12 protein-coding genes are annotated in these 17,791 nt (G+C 37.6%); 3 read left to right on the forward strand and 9 right to left on the reverse strand.

Annotation, left to right across the window (positions count from 1 at the left end; all coding sequences use genetic code 11):
- Nucleotides 1–63: 63 nt before the first annotated feature.
- The 4 genes from pepF to spxA form a co-directional block, all read right to left on the reverse strand.
- Complete coding sequence (gene pepF / locus IGL31_RS11550; protein ID WP_002288947.1) at nt 64–1,872, reverse strand: oligoendopeptidase F; 1,809 nt, start codon at nt 1,870–1,872, stop codon at nt 64–66.
- A 175-nt stretch (nt 1,873–2,047) separates the two neighbouring features.
- On the reverse strand, nt 2,048–3,046 hold the full coding sequence (locus IGL31_RS11555; protein ID WP_002324232.1) for a competence protein CoiA: 999 nt from the start codon (nt 3,044–3,046) through the stop codon (nt 2,048–2,050).
- A 226-nt stretch (nt 3,047–3,272) separates the two neighbouring features.
- A complete protein-coding gene (locus IGL31_RS11560; protein ID WP_002299370.1) occupies nt 3,273–3,926 on the reverse strand; it encodes an adaptor protein MecA in 654 nt (217 codons plus the stop codon).
- Between the two features lie 331 nt (nt 3,927–4,257).
- Nucleotides 4,258–4,656 carry a transcriptional regulator SpxA gene (gene spxA, locus IGL31_RS11565; RefSeq protein ID WP_002296384.1) on the reverse strand — a complete coding sequence of 133 codons (399 nt, stop codon included), beginning with the start codon at nt 4,654–4,656 and terminating at the stop codon, nt 4,258–4,260.
- Between the two features lie 764 nt (nt 4,657–5,420).
- On the opposite strand from spxA, the gene IGL31_RS11570 reads away from it, so the two are divergent.
- Nucleotides 5,421–6,128 (forward strand): HAD family hydrolase, encoded by a 708-nt coding sequence (locus IGL31_RS11570; RefSeq protein WP_002294563.1) that lies wholly within the window; start codon nt 5,421–5,423, stop codon nt 6,126–6,128.
- Between the two features lie 145 nt (nt 6,129–6,273).
- Here the strand turns inward: IGL31_RS11570 and IGL31_RS11575 are convergent, their stop codons facing one another.
- The 4 genes from IGL31_RS11575 to IGL31_RS11590 form a co-directional block, all read right to left on the reverse strand.
- Nucleotides 6,274–9,468 (reverse strand): DEAD/DEAH box helicase, encoded by a 3,195-nt coding sequence (locus tag IGL31_RS11575; protein WP_002288952.1) that lies wholly within the window; start codon nt 9,466–9,468, stop codon nt 6,274–6,276.
- An 18-nt stretch (nt 9,469–9,486) separates the two neighbouring features.
- Nucleotides 9,487–12,615 (reverse strand): AAA family ATPase, encoded by a 3,129-nt coding sequence (locus IGL31_RS11580; protein WP_002343353.1) that lies wholly within the window; start codon nt 12,613–12,615, stop codon nt 9,487–9,489.
- Between the two features lie 6 nt (nt 12,616–12,621).
- Nucleotides 12,622–13,743, reverse strand: coding sequence for an exonuclease SbcCD subunit D (locus IGL31_RS11585; RefSeq protein WP_086300253.1), 1,122 nt, complete (start codon nt 13,741–13,743; stop codon nt 12,622–12,624).
- Nucleotides 13,744–13,933: 190 nt separating this feature from the next.
- Complete coding sequence (locus IGL31_RS11590; protein WP_086300252.1) at nt 13,934–14,557, reverse strand: lysophospholipid acyltransferase family protein; 624 nt, start codon at nt 14,555–14,557, stop codon at nt 13,934–13,936.
- 128 nt (nt 14,558–14,685) lie between these two features.
- Here IGL31_RS11590 and IGL31_RS11595 point away from each other — a divergent pair, with 128 nt between their 5' ends.
- On the forward strand, nt 14,686–15,420 hold the full coding sequence (locus IGL31_RS11595; protein WP_002324237.1) for a tRNA1(Val) (adenine(37)-N6)-methyltransferase: 735 nt from the start codon (nt 14,686–14,688) through the stop codon (nt 15,418–15,420).
- A complete protein-coding gene (locus tag IGL31_RS11600) occupies nt 15,410–15,694 on the forward strand; it encodes a GIY-YIG nuclease family protein (RefSeq protein WP_002304776.1) in 285 nt (94 codons plus the stop codon). Before IGL31_RS11595 ends, IGL31_RS11600 begins: the two co-directional genes overlap by 11 nt.
- Nucleotides 15,695–15,768: 74 nt before the next feature.
- Here IGL31_RS11600 and IGL31_RS11605 read toward each other — a convergent pair whose 3' ends face one another.
- Nucleotides 15,769–17,652, reverse strand: coding sequence for an acyltransferase family protein (locus tag IGL31_RS11605; RefSeq protein ID WP_002303199.1), 1,884 nt, complete (start codon nt 17,650–17,652; stop codon nt 15,769–15,771).
- Between the last annotated feature and the right edge of the window lie 139 nt (nt 17,653–17,791).

Genomic DNA, 17,791 nt, shown 5'->3' on the forward strand with positions numbered 1-17,791 from the left:
CCCTTACAAGAGAGCCGACGTATTTTTTTCGTTTCTATTCGAGAAAATCAAAAATAGAAAGCCTTATAAACGATCGATCAATTCTTCTAATTCATTTAGACGTTGTTCAAACATCGACATTGCATCTTCGATATATGCAGCCTGTGTCATATCAACTCCTGCTTTTTTCATTACTTCCACAGGATAATCGCTGTTACCTGCTTTTAGGTAAGCCAAGTAGTTCTCTAGTGCCTCTGGTTCCTGGTTTAGTATTTTCTTCGCCAGTGCTGAAGCAGCAGAAAAGCCAGTCGAGTATTGGAAAACATAGTAATTATAATAAAAATGCGGTATCCGTGACCATTCGAATTTAATTTCTGGGTCTTCTTCGACTGCTGGACCATAATATTTTGCATTCAATTTACCATAACTATCACTTAGGTATTCACTAGTCAATGGCACACCTTTTTCATCTTCCGTATGCATGAAATGCTCGAATTCAGCGAATTGTGTCTGGCGGAAAACTGTTCCTTTAAACCCATCCAAGTAATGGTTGAGTACATAAGCCCGTACACGAGGGTCTTTTTCTGTTTCCAATAAATACTCCGTTAGGATATTTTCATTCGTTGTCGAAGCAATTTCTGCTAAAAAGATGGAGTAGTCGCCGTACACATAAGGCTGGTTCGAACGAGTGAAATAACTATGAACACTATGTCCCATTTCGTGGACAAGCGTAAATAGCTGATCCAGCGTATCATGCCAATTCAATAAAATATATGGATTTGTGTCATAGCTTCCCGAAGAATAAGCACCGCTTCGTTTCCCTTTATTTTCGACAACATCGATCCAACGTTCAGAGAATGCTTTTTCTACGATGGCCATGTATTCTTCACCCATTGGTTTCAGTGCTTCTAAAGCTTTTTCTTTTGCTTCTTCGTACGTAAAGGTAATTGGAGCTTCCCCTAAGACCGGTGTATAAAGATCATACATGTGCAGTTTTTCCACTTCTAATAAACGTTTCCGTAATTCCATGTATCGATGTAACAAAGGCAAATGCTTGTTTACCACGTCTACCAAAGTATCGTATACACTTTCAGGAATATGATTATTGCTCAAAGACGCTTCTCTGGCAGAGCTGTAATTACGGACTTTCGCTTTAAAATTATGTCCTTTTATATGTGTGCCTAAAGTAGAAGCAAATGTATTTCTAAATTGTTCGTAAACACTGTACAATCCCTTAAATGCTGCTTCGCGTACCCTTCGATCCGTGCTTTCTAGCAACTGACCATACACGCCATGAGATAATTGGACTATTTCACCATTTTCTCCTTCAATCGTTGGAAAAACTAGATCTGCATTATTCAAAACAGCAAATGTATCACTTGAAGCATCAAAGATTTCACCTGCTCCAGCAAGAAGAGATTCCTGCTCAGCAGATAAGACATGGGCTCGATTATCTACTATTTGCTGGATATAATGGCGATAGACTTCCAATTTTGGTTCTTCTTTGAAATATTGCCAAATCTGGTCATCTGACAATTGCAATATTTCTGGTTCAAACCAGGAAACGGCTTCACTAACTTTCGAAAACAGACTGCTTGCTCTTGCATAAAGCGCTTGGTAATCTGTATTTCCAGTGTCTTGATCGTTTTTAAGGTGCGCATATACATAAATGACTTCAGTTTGGCGATAAACCCTCAATACGAATTCAATCGCATTTAAAAATTGAGAAGCGCCTTGATCAAGTGTTCCTTTGTGTTTTTCAGATTGTTTTAACTCTTCTGATAATTCCAAATATTTCTCATCAAACTCTTGGTCGCTTGAAAAGATCTTGGTCAAGTCCCAAGTTAAATTTTCAGGCAATTCTTCTCGTTTTGGCAACTGCTTTACTTCCATGAAATCCACTCCTTTTCTTCCCTTAGCTCTATCTATCAAAATAGATCATAGTCTAACATCCACATGTCACAGCATCTAACTTTTCTACTCATTCATGTGTCTGCTTCCATCAATTTTAGCATAACTAAATCTTGTTTTACATAGAAAACCGATTCCTAGCCTATTTTTATACTTACTATTTTTTCAAAGAAGACAAATGTATGCATTCGTTAAAAAACTGCTGATAGACCATCTCTTCATCAATCATAGGAAAAAGCCATTCCCTTTTATGTTCTTTTATTTGGCAAATCCATGAGTTGAAATCAGGAACTTTCTGGTTTTCCAAGGCTTCTTCGTACAACATTCGATAAAGAAAAACCTGTTCTTGTAAATAAAAGAAAAACCGACTTTTTTGATAGATCCACGATGATAGATGCAAAAGATGTTTATGACGCAAGTAGCATTGTTCTTGTATGGATACTGTATTCTTTTGCTTGTGAATAAGTTGGCGTGTCAGCCATTTCTTCCCATCTTCACTCACTTTTTCTATTTTTTTCATTTGGTTCATTTTAATTTCGTTACTAGTGAATATTTCTTTAAGGTCCCTACTAGAAAAAGTCCAGCAGCTACTGCAAAAGGAAATATGCCCTGATACAGTCTCTGTAATATGATGATACAAATAAAGCTTTTGTTTCTTGAGATCAGCTTTCCAGCAATGCACTCCTCTTTTTCTATTATAGTAGCAGCAACTTTTTTCTATCAATGAGAATTGCGATTGTCCAAGAAAAGAATTACCAAGTATCCACCATACTTGGTAACTGTTATTCAAATAATTTTGGGTTCTTTCAATAAATCTCTGGTGAGACAGTCTAGAACATTGGATTTCTATTGCTAGATTCGCCAACAAAATATCAGGCCTTTGCCGCAACCTCGGCAAATAGGCTTCCAAAAATACTGGTTCTACTGACTGTCCCAGCCAATCCATGAAGCATTCCTTTAACTGTAAGTGCTCTTTTGATTCTCTTTCACTAAAGACCGAACAGTTATCTGATTTTTGATGGGCAAAATGAGCACATTTTTTCTTTCCCTTTTTCAAAATCACTCTTTTTCGACAGCCACGACAATAATATTTCTTTCCTTTTTCTGCATGTTTAGCAAAACAGCACTTATTATATTCATTCATTGCAAGCAGCATTTTTCTCCCTCTGAACTTATTTACGTCTAAGAATTTATTTACACGAAAAAAGAGGGCGTGAAAAAGCTATTCTGCATCAAGTAATAAGAACAGCTAAACAAAAATAGTTCCCAATATTTTTCGTTTGGTTGGGCTTGTTACCGCAGATGCAAGCTTTTGAACACTATTTATACGAAAAAAAGACTGCGACACAATTTTTGTCACAGTCTCTTACTATAATGCTGATTTATACAAAATAAAATTTCGTTCGCTCGATAGCATTACGCGCCATCAGACATTTTCCATATTCATTCAATGTTTCTGGTGTACGATCGCTCTTTTCAGCAAACTCCAAAATTCGAGCAATCTGATTCTCTACATCCGCTTGGTTGAGATTTTCCATCCAGAAGTGAACGACTAGGTAATAGCGCTCTTCGAATAAATACAAATCAGTCCAAGCAGACTCTAGTTCGACATCTGTTGCAAGTTGGATCACTTGTTCAAAATCTTCAAAAGCAAAAGTTGCTTGTCTTTCCTGTTCTTCTAGGGCGCTTCCAGATAATTCTTCCTCCGGATCGCTGCCAATAATCTGCTGACGAAGAAAGTCACTCACATCTTCTGAATCAACAGTAGAATCTTCTGATTGAGAAATTTCTTCATCCGGAAGATTTTTACTGATAAACAGTTCTAATCCGTCTCCTTTTGGCAAAACTTGGAAAGTGACAGCTTCGCTTCCTCGGAACTCCTCTTCGATATCAACTTCTTCCAAAATACTATAAAAGAAATTTTCGATTTCTTTGTGATTGCCAAGTAAATCCAAAAATGAAACGCCCCGTTCCTCTAAATCTTCATGACCAATTAGTACACGGATCGTATTTTCATTAATATGTTCCATTTCCATTTTGCTACACCTCACTTTGCCACAATGTTTAATATAGATTCATTGTAGCGAAATCAGCTTAAATGTAAAGAAAAAAAATCTCGCTGTTAAGTGAATTTAATAAAACCAGCGGATTTTTCAACCTTTCAAGCTATCTTATTTAACTATAACATTTTTGGCAGACGAATACTATATAGCCGACTTTTCAGCTAATTTTTCCTCTCTATTTTTCGTGCAATCATCATCTTCTACTACCTTTTTATACATCTAATCAAGAATACTTTTTGTAAAAACAAAAAAACTTGGAAAAACTATCTTTGTAATAGTCTTTTCCAAGTTTCGTATTATCCTTCTATAATCCAGCCATCAATTGCGCTTGACGTAATTCTAATTGTCGTACATCGCGCGGTAGGAACCGACGAATTTCATCTTCATTAAAACCAACTTGCAGACGTTTATCATCAATCATGATTGGACGGCGAAGCAATCCAGGATTGTTTTGCACAAGTTCCAATAATTCTTGTAACGGCAGATCATCTAAATCCATGTTCAGTTTTTGGAATACTTTGGAACGTGTCGAGATGATTTCTTCTGTTCCGTCTTCTGTCATTTGTAAAATCGCTTTTAATTCAGAACTGTTCAATGGTTCTGAAAAAATATTACGTTCAACAAATGGAATCTGATGTTCTTGCAACCACGCACGAGCCTTTCTGCAGGAAGTACAACTTGGGGAAGTATATAATGTTAACAACGTGCACCACTCCTTTTCGTGATAAGAATCACTTTTTTGTAACAGAAGATCATAATAATCTCCCATCTGTTTCTATTATACATAATCAACTTTTAAATAGCTACCTTTTTTTCATAATTTTTTTAAAAAAATGAAAGTTATCTAAGGTTAATATACAGTAAAACCAGCATTCTCGCTTTTTTTATCATTTAAAAATTAGAGTTTTCAAATCTAATTCAAATTTTCTAAACATATGAAACAGCGTATAAAACTGTACTATTATTTTATCTCAAAAGCTAAATGAAACCGATTTCTTAAGATTTTTTATGTTTTTTATTTCTTTAATAGTAATGTTTTCTGTCATTTTAAATAATACTGTTCTTTATTATAACGCTTATTTTCTCTGTTATATAAGCGTAGTATTTTAAAGCAATGATTACTAAATAAAATTTACTATAAACAAATAAATCAAATAACGTTATTTTATGTTTGAATAGTTATATTGAGACTGTATTAAAAAAATAAATCTTTCGAAAATTCCACAGAGATTGCATTAAAATAAATCAATCGACTTCTACCATAATGATTAATTTGTTCATCAAACTTATTGACGTGTTTCACGATTTTTAGTGAAAAAAACTGAAATATAAAAACCTTATTCTGTCAAGGAAATAGAAATATAGTAAGAAAAACCTTTATTTATCAGCTTTTTTAGACAATTTTTTCTGTTACAATAGTCAAGGATTTGTGAAAAAATCAATGAAAACCGAAAGGCGTGTAAAATTTTGATTAAATCAGTTGTGTTTGATGTTGATGATACGATGTATGATCAGCAGCAGCCATTTCGAAACGCGGTCAAAAGAGTCGTTCCGCTTGTTTCAGATGCAGATATGCATCCACTATATATCCGGTTCCGCCATCATAGTGATGAAAACTTCCCAAAAGTAATGGCAGGAGATTGGACACTAGAATATATGCGAGCACATCGGATCAGCCAATCACTAAAAGATTTAGACTACCCTCATATTACGGAAGAAGATGGCCTCTTATTTCAAAAAATTTACGAGGAAGAACTTGATAATATCTGCTTGCATGAGGAGGTCAAAAAAACCCTCGATTTCTTGAAGGAAAAGAATGTCCCATTAGGAATTATCACAAATGGGCCGACTGACCATCAGACAAAAAAACTGAAGCAACTTCAATTGAACAATTGGATTCCTTCCCGCAATATGCTCATTTCTCAAGCAACAGGTTTCCAAAAACCAGAAAAAGAGATTTTTCAGCTGGCTGAGAAAGAATTTCATATGCTTCCAGAAGAGACCTTATACGTTGGCGATAATTACGACAATGATGTTCTAGGTGCAAAAAGTGCTAACTGGCAAGCGCTTTGGTTCAACCATCGAGAACGCAAAATTGAACAGACTCCAATTTGCGATATCGAGATTTCTTCTTTTGATCAGCTGTTAGAGACAATGAAGACAATCTTTGTATAACCTTTAAAAATAGAAATAAAAAAATGATAGCAAGGAAGCTGGGATAAAATGGAATCCCAGCCTCCTTGCTATTTTTTAAATCAAATAAACAATCGCTTCTTTAGAAAGACTTTCTTACCCATTACTGAACGCTTTTTCGAGTCTCTTACTCCTCGATTTCTCCTACACTTAAAATCATGCGGATGTCTTCTTCAGTCAGTTTCGTCAACTGTTCTTCATTACCTTGGATCACTTTTTGGAACAGTTCGCGTTTTTCTTGCTGGAGTGAATCCATGCGTTCCTCAATCGTTCCTTCAGAGATCATACGCCACACTTCTACCACATTTTTTTGTCCGATCCGATGTGCACGTCCAGCAGCTTGTTCTTCAATGGCAGGATTCCACCAAAGGTCATACAAGATGACCGTATCTGCTCCCGTGAGATTCAATCCAGTTCCCCCAGCCTTTAAGGAAATCAGAAAAACATCTTTTTCGCCAGCATTAAATGCGTCTACCATACTTAACCGATCTTGTGGTTTCGTACTGCCTCTTAAATAAAATGTCGAGATCCCTAGCTCGGCTAACTCTTCTTGCAAGATAGTCAGCATCCCTGTAAATTGAGAAAACAGCAAAACTCTTCGTTTGTTCTCTTTGGCAGCTACCAGTAGATCTTTTACTTGTTCGAGCTTGCCGGAACCGCCTTGATAATCTTCAATAAACAGACGAGGATCGCAGCAAATTTGTCGCAGTCTTGTCAGACCAGCAAGTATCCCGATCCGGTTTTTCTTGAATGCTTCAGAATCCATTGATGTGATTTCTTCACGCATTTGACGCAAGTAAGCTAAATAAACAGTTTTTTGTTCTTCTGTAAGTGCAGAATATAGATTCATCTCTGTTTTTTCCGGCAAGTCTTTCAACACAGTTTGTTTATCTCGCCGTAAAATAAACGGTCGAATCATTTGCGCAATTTCTTCTGCGGCAAGTTCCCTGAATTTTGTTTTAGTCGGGAAAAATCCTGGCATAATCGTTGCAAACAATGACCACAATTCTTCTAAATTATTCTCGATTGGTGTCCCACTCAGTGCAAACCGCTGAGGTACAGCTAATTCTCTCAATGCTTGTGCAGTTTTCGTACTGCTATTTTTGACCATTTGTGCCTCATCAAGAATCAAATAATCAATTTTTTGCGACTGATAATTAGCTAGATCCTGTCTTAAGCTGGCATAAGAAGTCACTCGGATATCTGTGTCTTTAGCCAGTAATTCTTCACGTTCTTTTTTATTCCCATTGATTACTTGGATACTTAAAGAAGGGGCGAATTTTCTCACCTCTGCCTGCCAGTTGTAAATTAAGCTCGCAGGCGCTACGATCAAAGCAGAGAAGCTTTTCCGTTCTTCTTTTTCCGAAAGTAAAAAGGCAATTGTCTGTAGTGTTTTCCCAAGTCCCATTTCATCGGCTAAAATACCGCCAAACTGATAATGACCTAACATCTTCAACCATCGAAAACCTTGCTTTTGATAATCTCTCATCGTTGCATTCAATCCTTTGGGAAGCTGCGCCTGGTATCTTTCTGGATGAATGAGATCTTGTACCATCGTTTGGAACGATTCACTAAAAGTAGCATTGCTTTTTTCCAATTGATTTTGAATGATCAATCCTTGATTTTTAGGTACATGGATCGTTCCTTCTTCTGTACGTATCGATTCCCGTAATTGTTGCAACACTTGGCTTGTTTGTTGAAATTCTTCTGAATCAAAAGAAAGAACCTGACCATTTTCTAATGTATAAAAAGCATCATTTCTCAGCAAGCTTTGCAGGACATGATCGATTTCTTGCTCCTCTATCCCTGTCACATCGAATCGAATATCGAGCCATGAACCGGTCTCGGTTACTTCGATTTTCGGTTGATGTTTATGCGCATCTAAATACAACTCTCGCAATTTTCTTCCAAGTCTGACTTCACCAAACTGACGGAAGACAGATAGTTCTGTGCGGAAAAAGGCATATAGTTCTTCCCCGCTTGGCAATGGACGTTCATAACCAGTTTCATTTTTCTGGTAGCGATACATTCTGAATAGATCAAGTACTCGTTTCTCTTCTACTGTGTCACGTAACACCTGAAAAGCCTGTTCTGTCGAGACCTCATGCTTCGGGTCAGTCGAATAGATGACTTCGCCATAGACGAAATCGACTCGAGCTTGGATTTTTCCTTTTGCTTTTCGGAAAAAGAAAATAAATTCGACGGGGATATCTGCTACTTCCTCTTCTACTGCAGGGGCAATAGCTACGTCGCCGATCTCTGAAAGCAGAGGGATAATCTCTTTAAACAAAGACGGTAATTCTTTTTTCTTGAACACTACTTCTGGTTTCTCCAATCGGCGAATCAATTGTTTCCAAGTTTGATAAACCGTTTGTTGATATTTCGTCAGAGAATAAAATGTCCCTTGGATAACTCCCCACTGATAATGCATAAAGAAAAAATCAAAATCATTCAATGCTTGCAGCAAATAATCTTCTCCAAATTTTTCCACTTTGAATGATAAAGGTTTGTTTTGATCGGAAAATTGTATTCCTTGATCGTTTTGTTCATTTATCTGCAGATGCAAACGTGTAGTCTGATTCATCTGCTCTAACAGGAAGCGGGCTTGTTCTACTGGGAGAAGCAGATATCTTTTATCTAGTTTTCCTTTGACTTGTAAGCCGTTCGTACCTAATAATTGATGCGTCTGAGCACTTCCTGCAAGATGCGTGAGTATTTTTTGATCTTCTTTTTGAAACGCCCGTTTATCTAGACGAAACTGGTACTGTTTATTAACAGTGTAAGTTTCTTTTTCTGTGTAAGCTTGTAAAAAATCATAGATGTTTTTTACGATATATGTTTTTTTCGGTGATGCCAATGAACCGATACGCAAGTAAAGTGCCAAAATAGAAAGCTCTGGGTGATACTGATTAGTCTCAATCGTTTCTACTTGGTATTCAATAATCAAAGGTTGCACCGCTTGAGGATTGTTTTGTGTTTTTAGACGAGAAAAACCTTTTGCAATGATTTCTCCCTCACTTGTTGCTTTTACCGGTTCTAGCATTGGCTGGTCTTTTTTCATGATACGAGATAGATTTTTCGACCGTAAATAAAGTTCCACAGCAACTGTATGCTTACAATATTTATGTTCCTCCCAATAGGGACATTGGCAGTAATCTATCTCTTTTGCTGTACCATCCAAATCAACCATATACAATTCACTGCCCAAGACTTCTGCATGCCACACGTTTTCTTCTTGGTCAGGGACAACCGATAACACTCGGCCTTCTTGCAAGTATTGACGTCCACGTGCAATGACTTTTTCTGGAATACTCCATTTCATAGTTACCAATCTCCCTTTTTATCCAAGTTGATAGCGTATTTTGCTTTGTCCGCTACCTTCTGTATCAATTCTTATTTGTTGTAATACTCGTTCTTTCAATTCCCTTACATGACTAATGATGCCGATCATTCTTCCTTCACTTTCGATCGTTTCTAAAGCTTCCATTGCCATTTCCAAAGCTTCTTCATCTAATGACCCAAATCCTTCATCAATAAACAATGCATCGATTGCTACACCACCAGCTTGTGTCTGGATCACATCGGCAAGAGCTAATGCTAAAGAAAGTGCTGCAATAAAACTCTCACCGCCAGACAGGGTATGCGCACTTCGAGACATACCTGCCTGATCATCATAGATATTGATTTCTAATCCGGTTTTCCCTCGATAACTGCCAATGGTATCCGCTAGCTCAAATTGATAACGATTTTTCGTTAAACGTTGGAGATGATCATTTGCTACTTGTAACACTTCTTGAAGATAAACCTGAAGCACATACCGTTCCAAACTAGTCTTCTTAGGATTTTCTCCGTTGAATGTTTGCGAAAGCTGCTGTAATTGCGTAAGCTCATCTAATTTCGTCTGGCTTGTGTGATAAATCGAAAGACATTCATCGTAGATTTTTTGATTACTAATTTTTTGTTCTTGTAAACCGTATATCTTTTCTTGCTTTATTTCGATCATACGTCTTATTTCTTCTAACTGTTGGCTGATCTCTTCTGTATCTGGGAATGTCTCAGTTAGCTGGATATTTTCTAATTGACGCAGCCGGTCAGCTGTCACTAATTGCTCTTCATGATAAGAAGTAACTGTACGTTGGTTTTCTTTATATTGTGCTTGCTGTTGTGCAAATGCACAGATTTCTTCAATTGTTGAAAAATACGACTGGCTTTCTAACTTTTTAGCTATTCTTTCTTGTTCCTTTTCTATTTTTTCATCTATTTTTTCTATTTGTTCATGTTGAAGATCAAGCTGTGTCCGAAGCGTATGAAGATCTTGCAACAATTGCACTCCTGCTTTCTGCTCAACAGCTAGTTGATTCGAGTCTTCTTCTAACTGTTTTTCAAGTCGTCGTATCTCCTCTTCTAAACAGTTACTATCCGTATCTTGCAATTGTTGTTCTAAACTTTTGATTTCTCCTTGCAGTTGCTGGAGCTGATTATTTTTTTCTGTCTGCTGCTGTTTGTAGACAGCTAATTGTTGTTCGAGCTTTTCTGCTTGTTGTCTTATTTCTTCCAGCTCTATTCTTGCATTGGCCATCTTGCTTTTTCGTCTATCTAAAGATTGTTCGATTACTACAAGAGCTGTTTTTGTTTTTTGTTCTGTTATCTCAGGAAATGCCTTTTTCAAAGCCTGTTGCAAGTGTTCTTCTTGTTCAGCCAATTGTATATTCGTTGCCATGATTTTTTGTTCTAAATCTGATAATTGTTGTTGAAGATTATTTTCATGTGCTTCACTTTTGGCAATGATTTGCTGAGTTCTTTCTACAGCAGACTCAGCTTCTGCCAGTTGTTGTTCTACTTTTAAGATATCTTCCTTATTTGGCTGTTCGTGTTTTGATTGTTGTATGGGGTGTTCCGTTGATCCACAAACAAGACATGGCTCCCCTGGACGCAAAAAAAGCTGAAGACGAGCAATTTGCTGCTTTGCCCATTGGCTTTTCAGCTGTTCTGCTTGTTCTGTCTGTTCTTTCAATAGCTGACTATTTTTTGTTATTTCTTCAGTTGCTTTTTTGAGTTCTTCTCTTATCTGTGCGAGCGACCCAGTGTCTTTTGCTTTTTGTTTTTCTATTTCTTGCTGCTTTTCATCTAGATATTTTAACTGTCCAAAAGCAAGACGATCTTCTTGCAGTTTTTCCTGATCCAGTAAATTTTCTTGAAGAATTCGAGTTCTTTCCTGATAGATAGCGAGATTTTGATACAGCTTCTCGGCATTCAATTCTTCTTTATCCAATGAAATTGTTAATTGTTCTGCGTCTTGTTTTTTACTACGTAAGGATTCGACAATTGGCACCATCATCTGTTTGTTTTGCAGTTTTTGAGCAGCTTCTTTGATTTTTGTTTGTCGGCGTACGCGGTTTGCTTCATTTTTTTGCCACTCTTCATAATTCTGCGTAGTCATCGCTAGTTTCTTTGTTTGCTCACTACTTTTTTGTGACAGTTCTATTTTTTCAGCTTTTATTTCTTGTAGGCGCTGGATTGGTTCGACTAATCGTTGCGTAAATTCATAATACCCAATCCATCGTTTCTTTTCCTCTATTTCGTCTTTTTGAGCAGCTAATTCCTTTTGCTTGTTTATTAATATCGTTTTTTCTTCATAACTTTTTTTCAAGCTTTCAAAACGATAGTAGGAATTTTCTAGTTGCTTTTGTTTTTCCTGAAGTTCCGTTAGAGCTTCTTTTTCTTCCGTGATTTGTTTTTCGAGTATTGCCTGATGGTTTGTCCATTGGGCTAAAACGGCTTCAAACCCTGCTGCTGGTTCCTCTTCTTTGACTAAAACAAACCTTTTTTGCAGAAGATGCAGCTCTTGCTCTAAATGATCCAATTTTTGTTGCTGTTGTTTTGCTTTTTCTTTTAATCGCTCATTGAACTGTTGGAAAAATTGAGTACCGAATAAATGACGTAAAACAGTCTCTTTATCACTGCTTGATGAAACCAAAAAATTACGGAATTCTCCTTGGGGTAGTAAAACGATTTGAGAAAACTGTTTCGCATCGAGATTCATCAGTTCTCTGATCAACTGATCTGCTTCTGTACGTTTTGTGATTTGTTTTATTTCTTTTCCTTTCCCATCAAAAATGGTCAACGTTACTTTGGCTGCCTGTTTTTTTGTTCCGTTTCCTTTTCGTTTTGCTAAAACTTGTTCTGGTTTTCGTTCGATTTCATAGCTCATCTGCTGATGTTCAAAAGAAAAAGTCACGCTTGTTTCTTCGTCTGGTGTAGCAAACAAAGAACGCATCTCTTTTCCAGAGCGAAGTCTTCCGGAAGTTTCACCAAAAAGTGCGAAGGTGATCCCATCAAAAATCGTCGTTTTGCCAGCTCCTGTCTTCCCGCTGATCAAAAAAAGCGGTGCTTCTGTCAAACGTGAAAAATCTACGGTCTCATTGATAAAAGGACCAAAATTTTTAAGTTGTAATTTTTTCGGTTTCATTCTTGATCATTCCATTTCCATGATTTCTTGCAACGTTTCTCCGAGCCATTTTTCTTGGTTTGCAGTTAGCTGTTCTTCCGTCATTTCACTAAAAAATGCTTTTGCTAATTTTTGAGGATCTTTCATTTCTAGTACTTTCCGTTTGCGCTTTGTTTGTTCTGCTCGACCGTTTGCCCGTTCAATCCCCAAAATACGAGGATATATTTGCCGAAGCTGGTTCATCATATTCGGGATGATCGTTCTGTCAGTGAGATAGATATGGATGTAATTCTCCCGATTGACGGACTGATAAAAGGCAGGGTCCAGCAATTCTTTGAAACTCGCTGTTATTTCTTCAATATCATGCAGGGGTTCGATCTCCCTAAAATTCAACTCCAGGCCTGTTGTCAGGTCAACGATCCATACGCCTTTTTTTTGGTTGATCTCAGATAAAGAGAATTTCAATGGGGAACCGCTATAGCGAGCATTATCCTGTCTCAAAGCAGCTTGATTATGCAAATGTCCTAGTGCTACATAATCAAACGGTGTAAGTAGTTCACCAGGGATCGAATCCAACCCGCCTACTTCGATTTTCGTTTCCGAATCAGATTTTACACTTCCCATTACAAAAAAATGGCTAATCAATACTTGTTTTTTTTCTGAATCAAATAGCTCCTGCATTTTATCTATCACCTTGGCTACCGCTTGCTTGATCGTTCGGATATTGTCATCTTCAAAATATAATCTCGCTGCAATTGGTTCAAAGTAAGGAAGAAAGAAAAATTGTACGTTTTTAAACTCGACTGGTTCAAATGCTTCTGCTAGCTGTGTTCGCAAAAAATAGTTCGAATAACTGAACCATGGCGTACCCGCTGAAAGTCTCGTACTGCTATCGTGATTTCCTGATATAGCAAAAATCGGGATCTTTTCCTTTAAATTCCAATCGACCATCAATTCATTGTATAATTCTACGGCATCAACAGCTGGGACACTCCTATCATATAAGTCTCCGGCAATCACGATTGCCTCTACTTTTTCTTCTTTCGCGATATCTAGTATAGAAGATAGTACATGACGCTGGTCTTCAATCAAGTCATAACCTTGTAGTTTTTTTCCGATATGCCAATCGGCTGTATGTAAAAAACGCATTCAATCACCTCAAAAAATGTCCTTCTAATTATTATAACACTTTGATCCATTACATGACACCTGTCTTCTATTTTACATATTGGAACGCAAAAAGAGGGCAGACTTGACGTCTCTCCCTCGTTTTCATTGAAAAGTCTGAACTGAACAGGACAGTAGATTCAAAAGACCGCCCACGCATAAACTTATCATTTTATTTTTTTTTGACTTCATATTTGAAATCAGGGTTCACTTCTTTGTCCAATTTGTCAAAAGCTGCTTGTGTTCGTCGTTCGATCTCCGCCATACCTTCTTTATCCGTTTTCTTGATATCTGATAAGTCGATTGGTTCGCCGAAACGCACTGTCACTCTCTGACGCTTGAACAGATCCCAAAGTGTCAACGGACCTTGATATACAGCTGGCACGATTTTCGCTTTAGACATTCTGGAAATCAATGCCATTCCGCCTTTAAGTTCTGTAGCATGTCTTGTCCCACTGGGAAACATGATCAAACTCAAATTTGTCGATTTCAAAATCTTTACAGGTGTTTTAATGACGCTTGGTCCTGGATTTTCTCTTTTAACTGGAAAAGCATTGGATCGAGTTAATATAAATCGCAGAACTGGATTTTTGAACAGTTCTTCTTTTGCCATAAAGCTGAATTCCTTGGGTGCTGCAGCTACCGCCAGATATAATGGGTCCCACCAAGTACGATGGGGAGCAACTAGTATGTAATTCTCATCTTGCGGTAAAACTTCTTTATTCTCATAGCGGGCATTTCCATTAACTAAGGCTAATAGTACTCGAACTACCCCGCGCATAAATCGATAAAACATAGTCTCTTCCTTTCCCTTCTTATGGTCATAGTATGCATAAAAAATAGAGGTTTGACAAGCCACCTTGGTTCTTTTTAATAAAAATAGTATAATACAGACGACTATTTTTTTCATTTTGGAGGGAATCCATGCTTCACGAAGACGAACGAATCGACCAATTATACGCAGAAGATATCAAGATTATCCAAAGTTCCAAAGTGTTTTCTTTTTCTTTAGATGCTGTGCTGCTTGCTCACTTTTCCCGTGTACCAAAAAAAGGGAAGATTGTTGACCTTTGTGCAGGAAATGGCGCAGTTGGACTTTTTTTAAGTAAACGAACCCAGGCGGCTATCGACGCTATCGAACTTCAACCTCGTCTAGCAGACATGGCAAGACGTAGTATCGCGCTTAACCATTTAAATGAACAAATGACCGTCCACACCATCGATCTGAAAGACAGCTTATCTGTCGTTCGACATAATTCTTGTGACTTAGTCGTCTGTAATCCACCTTATTTCAAAGGGCTGCCAACAAATAAAACGAACCCTAATAAACACCTGGCAATCGCCCGTCATGAGATCCATACGACGTTAGAAGAAGTGATCGATATTTCAAGTAAGCTACTAAAAACAAATGGACGCTTTACTATGGTCCATCGTCCTGATCGGTTCTTAGAAATCATTCAGGTCATGGAATACTATCGAATTGCACCTAAAAGGATCCAATTTGTTTACCCAAAACCTGGAAAAGAGGCAAATATTTTGTTAGTTGAAGGAATCAAAGAAGGCAAATTAGACGGATTCAAAGTCGCTCCACCATTGATCACTTACAATATGGATGGAGAATACACTGCAGAGATTCGTGAGATGCTCTATGGCAAATGAACATTATTTTTACGTATTATTCTGTAAAGATCAGACATTTTATGGTGGATATACAACCGATCTTTCTAGACGATTAGAGGAACATAACAATGGTACTGGTGCTAAATATACTCGTCTTCAAAAAAGAAGACCTGTTAAGATGATCCATGCAGAAGTATTTTCTTCAAGAAGCGAAGCAACAAAAGCAGAAGCTGCATTCAAAAAACTCACCCGAAAACAAAAAGAACGTTATTTACAGACACACTCAACCGTTTTGCTTCCTGAATCTATATGAATGTTAAAAACACGATAAATATAAAAAAACTTCAGGCAAAAACAAATGTTTTTGCCTGAAGTTTTTTGTAGCTATCATTCTGTCACGTTTGTCTCACTGCTGTTCGTACTTGAACTTCCTCCTAGCAAGGCTTCGCTGACTAAGTGAATGTAATGTGTCATCCCTTCAGGATTTGGATGGACTTGATCATCATAAAACCAGTCACTATGGTCATTACTGTAGCTGTACCAATCAATCAGCGTCATATTGTCGTATTTTTTCGTCATCTGTTCAAGCATCGCATTCACGTCATTTTGCCAGCGCTTCGTCGGTACTCGGACATTGACCCAGTATACTTTTCGATCACCGATTGCATCCATCACACTATCAAACTGAGCTTCCGAGAATGAGCCATTCGTTCCTAGTCCAATCAGAACAGTGTCTTTCAACAAATCTTGTTCCTTTAATTTTTCAATGTACGGTACACTGGCATATAATTGTCGTCCGACATCTCCATCTACCACTACTTTTGGATAAAGTTCTTGTAGATCCGTTGCAGCATCCAACATAACTGAATCACCAAATGCCGTTAGTTCTAATTTTTGTGCCTTATTCCCTTGTGCCTTGGACAACTCGTACTTATCAAGGATCGCTTGGTCAACCGAACTAGTGGTGTTTTCTGAATTGTTTCTGGTTTCTTCTGCTAATTTTTTACTTTCAGCGATTTTTGCCTGCAGTTGTTTTTGATCGGCTGTTACAGCGTTTTTCGGTGCCGTAACGAAACCAACGAGTGCAATTGCTACAAGTAATGTGCCTGGAACAACCCATGGTTTGCTCTTACTGATGATCGGTTTGCTGAACCATCCTTTCATCACTTGGAATGTACGACCATAATCAAAACGTGCTAGCGGACGCTCCACATATCGATAAGAAAGTTCACTGATGATTAGAATCAATGTGATTTCCACTAAAGTATGCAACAAAACATGATCGGCAATATCAGTCACCTTTGCTTCATAAAAAATCATAACTGGAAACTGATACAGATAAATGCCATAGCTTCGTTTACCAATCCAAGTAAATACTGGATTTGTCAGCCATCGATTCAAACTTGCTCCAGGGTGTGCTGTCACTGCAACTAGCACTACGCATAACAGACTCACTAGGAGCATTCCTCCGTAATAGATGAAATTGTAATGATCATCTAAAAAGAAGAAGCAAAGAATCAGTGCCAAAAGCGAGATTCCTCCAGCGATATTCAGAATATTTTTCGCTTGTTTCGGGATGTTTTTCTTTAAACGCGTACTTGGCCAAACAAACGCAAGCGCACTTCCCAACCATATAGAAAACAGACGAGTGTCGGTACCGTAATAAACACGGGTTGGATCGCCTCCTGGTGTATACAAGATCATCATCAAGATGGCGGAGAGGAAGGATGTACCTAACACAGTATAAAAGATCCATTTTCTTTTACGAACAAATACCATCAACAATACAAATAAGATCGGCCAAACCAAATAGTTTTGACCTTCTACTGCTAAAGACCAGATATGCGTAAACGGTGACTCATTAGCAAATCGATCGAAATAAGATAAACCGTTATTGATTTGCCACCAGTTGTTGACATACAGTAAGCTGCTGACCACAACTCCTCGAAGATTGTTTAACAGCCCTCGCTGAAACAAAGTGATATAAGCCGAAGCTGTCACAAGCATAAAAACAAGTGCCGGATAGAGTCTCTTCATTCTTCTGACATAAAATTGCCAAATATTGATTTTTCCATTTTGTTCCCATTCCTGCCGCAGCAGATCCGTGATCAAATAACCAGATACGACGAAAAAAATCGGAACGCCCAAATAGCCGCCTTTCATACTAGTTGGCAGAAGGTGATAGAAGATAACACCCACCACAGCTAATGAACGGAGCCCATCAAACCCAGTGATGTAGCGGCTGTTTTTTAACCTTTTTTGTTTTTCCATTCAATATTCCAACTTTTCATAAACTTTTTTCATTCGTAATATACGGGTATTAAGTGAAAATAGCAAGTAGAATCGTGTCCTTTCTCTACTATTTTTTTCTATCATCCCATAAATTTAAAAAAATAAACATGCTTTTTTT

Origin of the sequence: Enterococcus sp. MSG3290 (assembly GCF_050555565.1) — a bacterium.
Classification (GTDB): Bacteria; Bacillota; Bacilli; order Lactobacillales; family Enterococcaceae; genus Enterococcus_B; species Enterococcus_B faecium.